The organism is Pseudomonas sp. NPDC089530 (assembly GCF_050280705.1).
In the GTDB taxonomy this organism is placed as follows: Bacteria; Pseudomonadota; Gammaproteobacteria; order Pseudomonadales; family Pseudomonadaceae; genus Aquipseudomonas.
On the sequence record NZ_JBNNVU010000039.1, the window covers coordinates 1 to 12,990 of the forward strand.

Here is a 12,990-nt window from a genome sequence, read left to right on the forward strand (position 1 = left end):
AGCGCATGCAGGTGCCGATGATGGCCGCCCTGCTGGCCGGTATCGTGCTTGCCGCGGCGGGTGGCGGTGACGCTGGTTTCGCGGCCATCGCCGGCCACGGCGTATTGCTTGGGCATTTCGACGCTGAAGGTTTCCTGGGCAATGGCGCGCAGGAACGCATCAGGTTTTTGAATCAGCAGACCGCAACCGTCGCCGGTCTTGCCGTCCGCGTTGATCCCACCGCGGTGGGTCATGCAGGTCAGGGCCTCGATGGCCGTTTGCAATAGGGTATGACTGGGTTCGCCCTGCATATGGGCTATCAAACCGAAACCGCAGTTATCCTTGAATTCATCTGGTTGGTACAGACCTGCTTTCATAGACACTTTCTCACCAGGCTGCCTCTTATCGAGACAAATTTCTTTTCAATTCAACCAGTTGCTATCCACGCTGAACGTACGCCAGCTTTGTGGGGGCAAAAGGGAGGTCATTGTACACACCGACACAGACGCCCACAAATTTGACGACGAAATGTCGCAAATTCATGTCGCATTTATGAAAGGTTTAAAGCGATATTCCGTGCTAGTCAAAACTTTTTTTAGTTCGGACCGCGACGACTCAAAAGCTACTGTGACGCAGACACCACAACGCACGCGGCCCTGAAGGCAGCATGCGGATGCGGATTTTTGAGGTGCTGGGAGAGGCGGCCTGGGTAAGGCCGCCGAATCTTCAGCGAGTTGCTGCCAGTTCCTGTTGGACGCTGGCGACAGTGCGAGGCCAAGGTTTACCAGCCTGAACCTTCGCTGGCAAGGCCTTGATAGCGGTAACGGCTGCATCACGGCTGGTGAAGCTGCCGTAAGTGATCACATACAGCGGTTTGCCGTTGAGGACTTTCTTGAAATAACGGTACTGAGCGCCCTGCTCCTTGACGAAGTTCTGAGCAGTGGCTTCAGAACTGGTGCCCAGGATTTGCACGACATAGTTGCCTGGCGCCTGACCGGCGTACCAGCTACCGCCGGTGGCAGCGGCCTTGGCGACGGTGACAGGCTTCTCGGCGGGTTTCTCCACTGGCTTGGCGGCTGGAGCCGCCGGCTTGCTGACTGGAGCTGGAGCCGGCTTGACCACAGGCGCCGGCTTGGCGGCAGCGACCTGGGTCGGGGCCGGGGTCGGACGCACCTCAGGAGTCGGCGCCGGGCCGGCCGGCACACCTGCGGGCGGCGCAATGGTGGTCACGGTCGGCGGCGTGGCGCTGGAGCCTTCCACCGGAACGCCATCGTCGCCCTCGGTGATACCACCGGCGGCTTCAGCCAGCGGACCGCGCATGACCGGCTGCGACTGGCCGACCAATGGCAGCGGCATCGGCTGGGAGGAACCGGCGAACTCGACAGCCGGGCTGCCATTCCCCTTCGGTGCCTGCCCCAGCGGCAACTGAGCCTGTTCGTTCGCAGGCGCACCGGCGGTGTTTGGCGCCTTGCTGCGACCCGGCATCAGCCAGGCAGCGGCAACGGCCACCACGACCACTGCTGATATCGCCAATACGTGTTTCTTCGGCATATTGAACCCCATACTTGGACGCTTGACCGCTGAGCGGCTAGCAATCATGGCTTCGATCATTGCATCCCGGGCGACCTGGTTGATGTTGCCAGGCCAGCCATCGGAGCCTTCGTGAATATCACTGATCTGATCCGCGGAAAAAAGTTCGATCCCCCGCCCTGCGCCTTCGAGACGCTGCGCCAGGTATTCGCGGGTTTCTTCTTCGGTGTAAGGCTGCAGTTCGATGACATGGAAGCGTTCCTCTTCCTCGCTCAACTGCTCCAGGCCGGCAATCAGCGACGACTCGCCGAACAGGAACACATGCGGACGCCCTTCCGGCGCGCCGGCGGCGAGCGCCAGCAGCGCTTCGAGGGCGGACTCGTCGAGCTGCTCGGCGTCATCCACCAGCAGATAGACTTCCTGGCCGGTCAGCGCCAGTTGCACCACTTGCGCCAAGATCGGGCCGATCTCGGCCTGTTCGACGTTCAGCGCCTGGGCCACCTGCCGCAGCACGCCCGCCGCGTCACCGGCGCCGCGGGCGGAAACCACCACGCTCTGCACCGACTGCTTGTTGGTGCTGGCCACCAGCGCCTGGCGCAGCAACGTCTTACCGCTGCCCTGCGGGCCGGTCACGACCAGCAGCAGCTGGCTGTAGCGCGCCAGATGGTGCAACTGACCCAGCACAGGCTTGCGCTGGGCGGGAAAGAACTTGAAGCCCGGCACCCGTGGAGCGAAAGGGTCGTGGCTCAACTGATAATGGCCGAGGAAAGCCTCGTCGGCATGCAAACTAGTCATGGGAATCTTATTAACCTTTAAGCTGAGCCAGGGCGCGGTAATCCGCGCCCAGCGTGGCCTGTAAAACCTCTTTCGGATAATCGTCGGTCACTACGGCTTCGCCCATGCGGCGCAATAGCACCAGACGCAAACGACCATCGATCACTTTTTTGTCAATTGCCATGTGTTCGAGAAAATCCGCTTCGGTCATTTCCTCGGGCGGAATGACCGGCAAGCCCGCGCGCTGGAACAGGCGAATACCGCGGTCACGCTCCTCGGTGGTGATCCAGCCGAGGCGCGCGGACATTTCCAGGGCCATTACGGTGCCAGCAGCGACCGCCTCACCGTGCAACCAGACACCGTAGCCCATATGGGTTTCGATGGCGTGGCCGAAGGTGTGCCCCAGGTTGAGGGTGGCTCGCACGCCGGACTCACGCTCGTCGGCGCCGACCACGGCCGCCTTGGCCGCGCAGGAGCGTTCGATGGCATAGGTCAGCGCCTGCTGGTCCAGGGCGCGCAGGCGGTCGACGTTGGCTTCGAGCCAGGTAAGGAAAGGCTCGTCGCAGATCAAGCCGTACTTGATGACTTCCGCCAGGCCCGCCGACAGCTCGCGAGCCGGCAGGCTGTTGAGCGAGGCGGTATCGATCAGGACCACGTTCGGCTGATAGAAGGCGCCGACCATGTTCTTGCCCAGCGGATGGTTGATACCGGTCTTGCCCCCCACTGACGAATCGACCTGGGACAGCAAGGTGGTAGGAATCTGGATGAAATCGACGCCGCGCTGGTAGCAGGCCGCGGCAAAACCGGCCATGTCGCCAATCACACCGCCGCCGAGGGCGATGATCGTGGTGCGACGGTCGTGCCGCGCAGTCAGCAGGCCGTCGAAAATAAGCTGCAGGGTTTCCCAGTTCTTGAACGCTTCGCCGTCGGGCAAGACCACCGAGATCACCGAGAACTGCGCAAGGCTGCGTTTCAGACGCTCAAGGTACAGCGGCGCTACGGTTTCATTGGAAACGATCGCCACTTGCCGCCCGGCGATGTGCGGCGCCAGCAACTCGGGCCGGTCCAACAAACCTTCGCCAATATGAATCGGGTAGCTGCGCTCGCCTAGATCGACCTTAAGTGTCTGCATGTGTCCCCACAGTGAAGATGGAAGCTGGTGTCCTGCCCTGCATCAACGACGGGCATCGCCTGGTTTTCTGACGCTGCGCAATAGCCATGCGCCACACCTCCAGACGATTACGACAAGGCGCCGAGGATAGCGCATTTCCCGCCGGGCATTAACGGGGAGGCAGTTGCTGCAGGCGGTCCAGTATGTCCAGCACCACCAGGCGCGGTGGCCGTTCATCGGTTTCGACCACCAGATCGGCGATTTCCCGGTAGAGCGGGTCACGGATCGCCAACAGGTCGCGCAGGGTTTTCGCCGGATCGGCGGTGCGCAGCAGCGGCCGGTTGCGATCCCGCGCCGTACGGCCGACCTGCTGTTCGACCGAGGCATGCAGATAGACCACCCGGCCGCCGGCATGCAGCGCCAGGCGATTGGCCTCGCGCATCACCGCGCCGCCGCCGGTCGCCAGAACCACGCCGTCGGCAGCGCACAGCTCGGCGATCATGGCCTGCTCGCGATCACGAAAGCCCGGCTCGCCTTCCTTATCGAAGATCCACGGGATATTGGCGCCCGTGCGCAACTCAATTTCCTTATCGGAATCTTTGAATGGCAGGCGCAGCTCTTTGGCCAGCAAGCGACCAATGGTGCTCTTTCCAGCCCCCATTGGCCCAACAAGAATCAAATTTCGCACAGAATCAACGACTCACAGCAATCGCCTGGTTGTTCATGATACGCGGAGTGAGAAATACCAGCAGCTCGGATTTTTTCTCCGACACCACGTCACGCCGGAAAAGGCGGCCAAGATACGGCACATCGCCAAGAAATGGCACCTTATCTACAACCTTGCTTTGGGTATTGGAGAAAACCCCGCCGATGACGATGGTTTCTCCGTCGTTGACCAGTACCTTGGCGTTGACCTCGTTCTTCTTGATCGGCGGCACATCCTGGACCTTGTTCAGGTAATCCGGCTCATCCTTGGTGACCTTGACCTCCATGATGATGCGGTTATCCGGAGTGATCTGCGGCGTCACCTCCAGCGACAGCGACGCCTCCTTGAAAGACACCGATGTCGCCCCGCTGGAAGCGGCTTCCTGGTAGGGAATTTCCGTGCCCTTGAGGATCTTCGCCGTCTCCTTGTCGGAGGTAACGACCTTGGGCTGGGAGACGATTTCCCCGTTGCCGGTCTTTTCCATGGCCGTCAGCTCAAGGTCCAGCAACACGTTGTCGGTGATGAAGGCGATCCCCAGGCCGGAAGTATTGGCAGTGGCGCCCAGGTCGACGAAGGGTGAGTTGCTGCTGGTGCTGCCCGGCGTGCCTATGGTGGAAGAGCCGTTGGCGCCGTTGCTGACCCCCGAGGCGTTCCAGTTGCCCTGGTTCTGGAGCGAACCGCCCCAGCGCACGCCCAGGCTTTTGTCGTAGTCGACGTTCGCCTCGACGATGCGCGCCTCGATCATCACCTGGCGCACCGGGATATCCAGCTGGCTGACGATCCTGCGCAGCTCGTCCAGGCGTTCCCGGGTCTGGTAGGCAATGATGTTGTTGGTCCGCTCATCGACCGTGATCGAGCCACGCTCGTCGGACTTGTCCTCGGCCCGGGTGACCGACTGGAACAATTTGGCGATTTCCGTGGCCTTGGCGTAGTTGACTTGCAGCAGTTCGCGACGCAGCGGCTCCAGGTCGGCTATCTGTTTCTGCGATTCCAGCTCCTGGCGTTCGCGGGCGGCGATCTCATCGGCCGGCGCCACCAGCAGCACATTGCCGACCTTGCGCTTGTCCAGCCCCTTGGTCTTGAGTACCAGGTCCAGAGCCTGGTCCCACGGCACATTCTGCAGGCGCAGGGTGATGCCGCCCTGCACCGTGTCGCTGGCCACCAGGTTGAGGTTGGTGAAGTCGGCAATCAGTTGCAGCACCGAGCGGACCTCGATGTCCTGGAAGTTCAGCGAGAGTTTTTCGCCGTTGTAGACCGAGCGCTCAGCATTACGTTTCTGCAGGTCGCCTGAAGTCATCGGCCTGACGCTCACCGTCAGCTTGTTGTCTGTCTGGTAGGTCGAGTAATCGAAGGTGCCACCGGGCTCGATGGTGACAATGGCCTTGCCGGACTCCGCCCGGGCACTGACGAACTGCACGGGCGTGGCGAAATCCTTGACGTCCAGCCTGACCCGCAGGGGTTCCGGCAGGCGGGCCTTGGCAAACATGAGGACGAGCTTGCCGTCGCGTTCCTGTATATCTGGGCTCATTCCCGAATCGGAGAGGTCGATCAGCACATTGCCCTCGCCCTGCTCTCCACGCTGGAAATCCACGCTGCGAATCGACCGGCCCGCGGCAACCTTGGCCCGGCCGAGCGCTGCTGCAGAGAATCCCGCGGCATGCTGCTCCGCCGTCGCTCCCTGACCGATCACCACAAACAGCTGATTACCCGCGATCCGGGTGCTGTAGGGCGCCAACGTCGTCAGGCTGACCACCACCCGGGTGCGTTGCCCCGACTCGACCACCGTCACGCTACGGGCGTTGCCGTTCCCCAGGTCGCGGCTCTTGCTCGCCAGCTGGCTGACCACACCCGGCAAATCGAGGGCGATCCGCGCCGGCTGGTCGGTGGTGTAGCCACGCGGTTCGGGCACTGGCCCGTCGAAGCTCAGCTTCAGCTCCAGACGATCCCCCGGCAACGCCGCGACATCCAGGGCCTTGAGGTTGGCCGCCATGGCCATCGGCGAAAGCAGCGCCATCCATAGCGCAATGCCGAAGGCTGCAAAGATCCTGTTCATGATGCGAGTTCCACTATGAATGCTCTTTTAATGGAAGGGTCCGCGGTCGCTCCAGCCATGCTCCCGCTCCATCGGGAACGATCTCGACCACCTCGACCTGTGATTCGCTGATCGCGACGATCCGCCCTTCGTTACGCCCCAGGTAGTCGCCGACCTTCAGCCGATGCACGCCACCGGCGCCGCGCAACAGCGCAAAGACGCCGGACGCATTGGAAAGAGTGCCCACCATCTCGAACTGCTCGATGCTGAAACCCTCGAGAAACGCCTTGCTGCGGTTCGGGTCCGGCCTGACCCCGGGCGCCCCCATTCGGCGGCCCGCCAGATCCACCCGGACCGCGGGCTGAAACGGGCTGCGCAGGGGTGAAGCGTCGTAGATGAATGTTGGGTAAGACCCGAATACCGGCATTGGTTCAATCTCACCCGGCGGCCGCGACCGCGCCTCATTCATATAGGCATCCAGGTCGCTGAAGTCGTCATCGCCGCCACAACCGGCCAGCCCGACGGCGATCAGCACCAGCATCAAGCCGTGAATACGCTTCATGGACGTGGCACCTTGTAGCGGTAGGTCCTGGCCAGAATGTTCATGCGCAGCTTCGAGCCAGCCTGCGGCGTGACCGGTTTGATCTGGAAATCATGCAGGGTGACGATGCGCGGCAAGCCGGCCACGCCGCTGACGAAGGTCGCCAGCTCGTGATAGCCGCCCGTGACCGTGATCTGGATCGGCAACTCGACGTAAAACGGCCGGACCACCTCCGGCAGCAGCTTGATCTCTTCGAACTCCAGCCCGCTGCCAAGCCCGGTGCGACTGATGTCCTCGAGCAGGCCCGGCACCTCGGTATCGCTCGGCAACTGGCGCAGCATCAGATCAAAGGCCGTCTCCATGGCCTTCATCTGTTCGTTGTAGGGCCCCAGATTGGCCACCTGGCGCGCCTTGCTGGCGAACTGCTGTTTCAGCACCGCCTCATCCGCCCGGCGCTCGTCGAGTTGCAGCAGCTGGTCCTTGAGGTAAAGGTTGTAGCCAAGGGCCAGCACCAGCAGCATCACCGCTGCCGCGACCACGCCTTTGACCAGCGCCGGCCACGCCCCCATGTTGTGCATGTCCAGCTCGCCGAGATCGATCCGGCGCACTTGCCCCCACCCGCCAGACAGACTCATTGCCCATCCTCGCCCACAGCGGGCCGGGTCTGATGGACGGTCAGCTGGAACACATTGACCTGCTCGACGCCGTCCGCCCCGGCGGCCTTGACCTCGGTCAGGCTTGGCGTATCGAACCAGTCGGAAGCGTCCAGGTTGCGCATCAGGTCCGAAACCCGGTGGTTCGACTCAGCTGCCCCGGTAATCGAGAGGGTCTGTCCGCTCATCCTGACATCGGTGAAATACACCCCGTCCGGCAGGGTCCGGACCAACTGGTCAAAGACTCGGGCACTGGTGGAACGATTACCCTGCAGGTCCTGGATGATCTTCATCCGCTCCACCAACTGCTCGCGATGCAGCTTCAGCTCGCCGATCTTGGCAATCCTCTGGTCCAGCAAGGTGATCTGGGCCCCCACGTGATTGTTGCGCGCCAGCTGTCTGTCAATCGCCCGATCGATGATCCGGTCGCCCGCCAGCACCGCCCCCAGCGCCAGCGCCGCAGCTGCCGCCACCCCCAACAGGAAACGACGCCGCCGGCGCTCGCGCCGCTCTTCGCGCCAGGGAAGAAGATTGATCCGCGCCATCAGTCGAAACTCCGCAAGGCCAGCCCACAGGCAATCATCAAGGCCGGCGCATCACTGGCCAGCGCCGCGGCGTCGAACTTGCCGCCGATGCTCATGCCCGCAAAGGGGTTGGCCAGCAGTACCGGCAGGCCCAGGCGCTGCTCGATCAAGGGGGCAAGCCCCGGAACGGAGGCGCTGCCGCCCGCCAACAGAATGGAATCGAGCTGGCGCTGCAGGCTGGAGGCCTGGAAAAACTGCAGCGACCGCGCCACCTGCTGCACCACCGCCTCCTGGAAAGGTTGCAGCACCTCGCCGAGATAGTCGTCCGGCAGGCCACCCTGTTTTTTCGCCAGGTCGGCCTCCTCTTGCGACAGCCCGTAACGACGCTGGATGTGCTCGGTCAGTTGTTGCCCACCAAACAATTGCTCGCGGGAATAGATGACCTGCCCGGCCTGCATGATGCTCAGGGTGGTTAGAGTGGCGCCGATGTCGAGCAGCGCCACGGTCCCTGAAAGCGTCGGGCCAGCGGCCTGGGCGAACGAACGCTCCAGCGCGCAGACCTCCAGGTCCACCACCCGAGGCGTCAACCCCGCAAGTTCGAGTGCCGCCTCGCGAATCTCAATGTGTTCCCTGCGGCAGGCCGCCAACAGTACCTCGACGCGCTCGGGGTTGCGGGGCGAATAGCCGAGGACGTCGAAATCGATGGCCGCCTCGTCCAGGGGATAGGGAATGTACTGGTCGGCGTCGACCTTGAGCTGGCTTTCCCGGTCGTCGTCGGACAACCCGGCCTCCATCTCGATGACCTTGCTGATCACCGCCGAACCGGCCATCGCCAGTGCCGCGTTCTTCACCCCCGGCCGGGTCCTGGCCAGCAGGCGGGACAGGGCCTGCCCCACCCCCTCGGGCTCGACGATGTTCTTTTCGACCACGGCGTTGGCCGGCAACGGTTCCACCCCATAGGCCTCGACCCGGAAACAGTCGCCGGCACGGCTCAATTCGAGAAGCTTGACCGAGGTGGAACTGATATCGATCCCGAGAAGGGAACTCGCCTTTTTACTGAAGAGTCCTAGCACTACCAATTCCCTATGACTATCCGTGACTTACGGACTCTGTAATGTCCATTGCGTTCAATCGCCACGTCTTGACAGATGCGCAAATGACGCTCTCGGCGGAAAAGTGCTTATAATGCCCGGCGATTTTTCCGCTTTTATCTGCAGCGCGGGCCGCTCCCTGAACGCAAATGCCCTGACGCCTAATTCATTCCTTTCTCTGGAAATCCAAAAGCCTTGATTCGTCTGCTGAAGTTTTTCGGGTGGTCCATCGTCGCTGTGTTCTGCGGGCTGCTCCTCGCTCTCTCCGGCGCGTTTCTCTATCTTAGTCCTGGCCTGCCGTCGGTAGAGGCGCTCAGAAGTATCCAGTTGCAGATTCCCCTGCGGGTGTACAGCAGCGACGGCAAGTTGATCGCAGAATATGGCGAAATGCGCCGCACTCCGATCCGTTTCGCCGACATTCCCCCCAACTTCATCAATGCGTTACTAAGTGCTGAAGACGACAATTTCGCCAACCACTACGGCGTCGATCCCAGCAGCCTGATGCGTGCCGCGACCCAGTTGGTCAAGAGCGGACACATCCAGTCCGGCGGCAGCACCATCACCATGCAGGTGGCGAAGAACTTCTTCCTGAGCAGCGAACGCAGCTTCTCGCGCAAGACCACCGAGATCCTCTTGGCCCTGCAGATCGAGCGCCAGCTGACCAAGGACGAGATCCTCGAGCTGTACGTCAACAAGATCTACCTGGGTAACCGCGCCTACGGCATCGAGGCCGCGGCGCAGGTGTATTACGGCAAGTCGATCCGCGACGTCAGCCTGGCGCAGATGGCCATGATCGCCGGCCTGCCCAAGGCCCCCTCGCGGTTCAACCCGCTGGCCAACCCGGCGCGCAGCAAGGAGCGCCGCGACTGGATCCTTGGGCGCATGTACAAGCTCGGCAAGATCAGCGAGACCGATTACCAGGCCGCCATCGCCGAGCCGCTGAACGCCAGCTACCACGTGCCGACACCGGAAGTGAACGCGCCTTACGTCGCCGAAATGGCCCGCGCCGAGATGGTCGGCCGTTATGGCAGCGACGCCTATACCGAAGGTTTCCGCGTCACCACCACGGTGCCCAGCAACCTGCAGGAAATGGCCAATAACGCCATCCATGAAGGCCTGATCATCTACGACCAGCGCCACGGCTACCGCGGCCCCGAATCGCGCCTGCCGGGCAAGACCCACGCCGCCTGGGCCACCGAGCTGACCAAGCAACGCACTATCAGCGGCCTGGAGCCGGCGATCGTCACCCAGGTCGACAAGAATGGCCTGCAGGTGCTGACCCGCACCGGCGCCGAGCACGTCGGCTGGGACAGCATGAAATGGGCGCGGCCGTTCCTGAACACCAACAGCATGGGCGCCGCGCCCAAGCAGCCGAGCGATGTCGCTCAGGTCGGCGACCTGATTCGCGTGCAGCGCCAGGCGGACAACTCGCTCAAGTTCCGGCAGATCCCGGTCGTCCAGGGCGCGCTGGTGTCCCTCGACCCGCAAAACGGCGCCATCCGCTCGCTGGTGGGCGGCTTCGCCTTCGAGCAGAGCAACTACAACCGGGCGATGCAGGCCAAGCGCCAGCCGGGTTCCAGCTTCAAGCCGTTCATCTATAGCGCGGCACTGGATAATGGCTACACCGCCGCCAGCCTGGTGAACGATGCACCGATCGTGTTCGTCGACGAGTACCTGGACAAGGTCTGGCGCCCGAAAAACGACACCAATACCTTCCTCGGCCCGATCCGCATGCGCGAGGCGCTGTACAAGTCGCGCAACCTGGTTTCGATCCGCCTCCTGCAAAGCCTGGGCGTGGACCGCACCATCGACTACATCAGCAAGTTCGGCTTCAACAAGCAGGACCTGCCGCGCAACCTGTCCCTGGCCCTGGGCACCGCGACCCTGACGCCGATGGAAATCGCCACCGGCTGGAGCGTGTTCGCCAACGGCGGCTACAAGGTCACGCCGTACATCATCGACAAGATCGAGAGCCGCAACGGCGAAACCCTGTTCACCGCCAACCCGCCGAGCGTCCCGGTGGGCGACCTGGCCAGCAGCGGGATCGCCGCGCCGGAACCCCAGGGCTTCACGGTGAACAGCGTCGCCGGCGAAACCCCGGGCCAGGTCCCTGTGCGGGCGCCTGTGGCGGCCGAGCGCATCATCGACGGCCGCACCACTTACATCCTCAACAGCATGCTGGAGGACGTGATCAAGCTCGGCACCGGGCGACGCGCCCTGGCCCTGGGCCGCAGCGACCTGGCCGGCAAGACCGGTACCACCAACGAATCCAAGGACGCCTGGTTCTCCGGCTACAACGCCGACTACGTGACCACGGTCTGGACCGGTTTCGACCAGCCGGAAAGCCTGGGCCGTCGGGAATACGGCGGCACCGTGGCCCTGCCGATCTGGATGAGCTACATGGGCGCCGCCCTCAAGGACAAGCCGGCCCATACCCAGGCCGAGCCGGAAGGCATCCTCAGCCTGCGGGTGGACCCGGTCAGCGGCCGCGCCGCGACGCCGGGCACGCCGAATGCCTACTTCGAGCTGTTCAAGAGCGAAGACACGCCGCCTTCGGTCAACGAACTGGGTAATGGCTATGCGCCTGGCAGCCCGCTGCCGGCGGATGAGGCGGCGCCGATCGATCTGTTCTAAAGCGCAGCTACAAGCCTCAAGCTGCAGGAAAGAGCAACACTGGCTTTCTCTTGCGGCTTGAGGCCTGAAACCTCCCCATAAAAAAACCCGGCTCGAAGGCCGGGTTTTTTTATGGGCTGCTGTTAGCCGTTGAACACGTCATCCACGCTTTTCAGCGGGTAGTTCTTCGGATACGGCAGGGTCGCCACACCGGTCTCGATCGCGGCCTTGGCCACGGCATCGGATACCACGGTGATCAGACGAGCATCCATCGGCTTCGGAATGATGTACTCACGACCGAACTCCAGGGAGTCGACGCCATAGGCTGCGCACACTTCCTTCGGCACTGGCAGCTTGGCCAGGTCCTTCAGGGCGTTGGCTGCGGCGATCTTCATTTCCTCGTTGATGCGCTTGGCGCGAACGTCCAGGGCACCACGGAAGATGAACGGGAAGCCCAGTACGTTGTTGACCTGGTTCGGGTAGTCCGAACGGCCGGTGGCCATGATCACGTCGTCACGGGTGGCGTGGGCCAGTTCCGGGGCGATTTCCGGATCGGGGTTCGAGCAGGCGAACACGATCGGGTTCGCGGCCATGGAGCTCAGGCCTTCGGCGCTCAGCAGGTTCGGTCCGGACAGACCGACGAACACGTCGGCGCCTTTCAGGGCGTCGGCCAGGGTGCGCTTGTCGGTGGCGTGGGCGAAGACCGCCTTGTACTGGTTCAGGTCGTCACGCTCGGAGTGGATCACGCCGGTACGGTCGACCATGAAGATGTTTTCGATCTTGGCGCCCATGCTCACCAGCAGTTTCATGCAGGAGATAGCGGCGGCGCCGGCGCCCAGGCAGACGATCTTGGCTTCCGACAGGGTCTTGCCGGCGATTTCCAGGGCGTTGATCATGCCGGCTGCGGTCACGATCGCGGTGCCATGCTGGTCATCGTGGAATACCGGGATGTCGCACTGTTCGATCAGGGCGCGCTCGATCTCGAAGCACTCTGGTGCCTTGATGTCTTCCAGGTTGATGCCACCGAAGGTGATGGAGATGCGCTTGACGGTGTCGATGAAGGCTTGCGGGCTTTCGGAATCGACTTCGATGTCGAATACGTCGATGCCGGCGAAGCGCTTGAACAGCACGCCCTTGCCTTCCATGACCGGCTTGGAGGCCAGTGGGCCGAGGTTACCCAGGCCGAGAATCGCGGTGCCATCGGAAATGACTGCAACCAGGTTGCCCTTGCCGGTGTACTTGTAGGCCAGCTCAGGATCGCGGGCGATTTCGCGTACTGGTTCGGCTACGCCGGGGCTGTAGGCCAGCGACAGGTCGCGGGCGGTAGCGGTGGCCTTGGTGAGCTCGACACTCAGTTTCCCTGGACGGGGATTGGCGTGATATTCGAGAGCGGCAGTTTTCAAATCAGACATGTGGGCAATTCCGCTTTTACTGTT

Annotated in this window: 11 protein-coding genes; 1 reads left to right on the plus strand and 10 read right to left on the minus strand. The window is 62.7% G+C overall.

Annotation, left to right across the window (positions count from 1 at the left end; translation table 11 throughout):
• From ACQKQA_RS16290 to ACQKQA_RS16330, 9 genes are all read right to left on the minus strand, one after another.
• Positions 1-356: hypothetical protein (locus ACQKQA_RS16290; RefSeq protein WP_427559409.1), on the minus strand; the 356-nt coding region annotated here is incomplete at its 3' end.
• Positions 357-705: 349 nt separating this feature from the next.
• On the minus strand, positions 706-2,304 hold the full coding sequence (locus tag ACQKQA_RS16295) for an SPOR domain-containing protein (RefSeq protein WP_427559411.1): 1,599 nt from the start codon (positions 2,302-2,304) through the stop codon (positions 706-708).
• Positions 2,305-2,314: 10 nt separating this feature from the next.
• Positions 2,315-3,415 (minus strand): 3-dehydroquinate synthase, encoded by a 1,101-nt coding sequence (aroB, locus tag ACQKQA_RS16300; RefSeq protein WP_427559414.1) that lies wholly within the window; start codon positions 3,413-3,415, stop codon positions 2,315-2,317.
• 148 nt (positions 3,416-3,563) lie between these two features.
• Positions 3,564-4,082, minus strand: a complete 519-nt coding sequence (gene aroK, locus ACQKQA_RS16305; protein ID WP_044460777.1) for a shikimate kinase AroK — start codon at positions 4,080-4,082, stop codon at positions 3,564-3,566.
• Positions 4,083-4,086: 4 nt separating this feature from the next.
• The gene (gene pilQ / locus ACQKQA_RS16310; RefSeq protein WP_427559417.1) at positions 4,087-6,153 is read right to left on the minus strand and encodes a type IV pilus secretin PilQ; all 2,067 of its coding nucleotides are present in this window, start codon (positions 6,151-6,153) and stop codon (positions 4,087-4,089) included.
• A 13-nt stretch (positions 6,154-6,166) separates the two neighbouring features.
• Positions 6,167-6,694, minus strand: a complete 528-nt coding sequence (locus ACQKQA_RS16315; protein WP_427559419.1) for a pilus assembly protein PilP — start codon at positions 6,692-6,694, stop codon at positions 6,167-6,169.
• Positions 6,691-7,308 (minus strand): type 4a pilus biogenesis protein PilO, encoded by a 618-nt coding sequence (locus ACQKQA_RS16320; protein WP_427559422.1) that lies wholly within the window; start codon positions 7,306-7,308, stop codon positions 6,691-6,693. Before ACQKQA_RS16320 ends, ACQKQA_RS16315 begins: the two co-directional genes overlap by 4 nt.
• The gene (locus ACQKQA_RS16325) at positions 7,305-7,871 is read right to left on the minus strand and encodes a PilN domain-containing protein (protein ID WP_427559424.1); all 567 of its coding nucleotides are present in this window, start codon (positions 7,869-7,871) and stop codon (positions 7,305-7,307) included. The genes ACQKQA_RS16320 and ACQKQA_RS16325 overlap by 4 nt, the downstream gene beginning before the upstream one ends.
• On the minus strand, positions 7,871-8,923 hold the full coding sequence (locus ACQKQA_RS16330) for a pilus assembly protein PilM (protein ID WP_427559427.1): 1,053 nt from the start codon (positions 8,921-8,923) through the stop codon (positions 7,871-7,873). Before ACQKQA_RS16330 ends, ACQKQA_RS16325 begins: the two co-directional genes overlap by 1 nt.
• A gap of 216 nt (positions 8,924-9,139) precedes the next feature.
• Here ACQKQA_RS16330 and ACQKQA_RS16335 point away from each other — a divergent pair, with 216 nt between their 5' ends.
• Positions 9,140-11,575: a penicillin-binding protein 1A gene (locus ACQKQA_RS16335; RefSeq protein ID WP_427559523.1), complete on the plus strand. Its 2,436-nt coding sequence runs from the start codon at positions 9,140-9,142 to the stop codon at positions 11,573-11,575.
• A gap of 122 nt (positions 11,576-11,697) precedes the next feature.
• On the opposite strand, the gene ACQKQA_RS16340 is transcribed toward ACQKQA_RS16335, so the two are convergent.
• Complete coding sequence (locus ACQKQA_RS16340) at positions 11,698-12,966, minus strand: malic enzyme-like NAD(P)-binding protein (protein WP_427559429.1); 1,269 nt, start codon at positions 12,964-12,966, stop codon at positions 11,698-11,700.
• Positions 12,967-12,990 lie beyond the last annotated feature (24 nt).

Excerpts from the sequence above, each read along its gene's own strand:
- ACQKQA_RS16295 (WP_427559411.1), bottom strand. The coding sequence starts at position 2,304 with ATGACTAGTTTGCATGCCGACGAGGCTTTCCTCGGCCATTATCAGTTG.
- aroB (WP_427559414.1), bottom strand. The coding sequence starts at position 3,415 with ATGCAGACACTTAAGGTCGATCTAGGCGAGCGCAGCTACCCGATTCAT.
- pilQ (WP_427559417.1), bottom strand. The coding sequence starts at position 6,153 with ATGAACAGGATCTTTGCAGCCTTCGGCATTGCGCTATGGATGGCGCTG.
- ACQKQA_RS16315 (WP_427559419.1), bottom strand. The coding sequence starts at position 6,694 with ATGAAGCGTATTCACGGCTTGATGCTGGTGCTGATCGCCGTCGGGCTG.
- ACQKQA_RS16320 (WP_427559422.1), bottom strand. The coding sequence starts at position 7,308 with ATGAGTCTGTCTGGCGGGTGGGGGCAAGTGCGCCGGATCGATCTCGGC.
- ACQKQA_RS16325 (WP_427559424.1), bottom strand. The coding sequence starts at position 7,871 with ATGGCGCGGATCAATCTTCTTCCCTGGCGCGAAGAGCGGCGCGAGCGC.
- ACQKQA_RS16340 (WP_427559429.1), bottom strand. The coding sequence starts at position 12,966 with ATGTCTGATTTGAAAACTGCCGCTCTCGAATATCACGCCAATCCCCGT.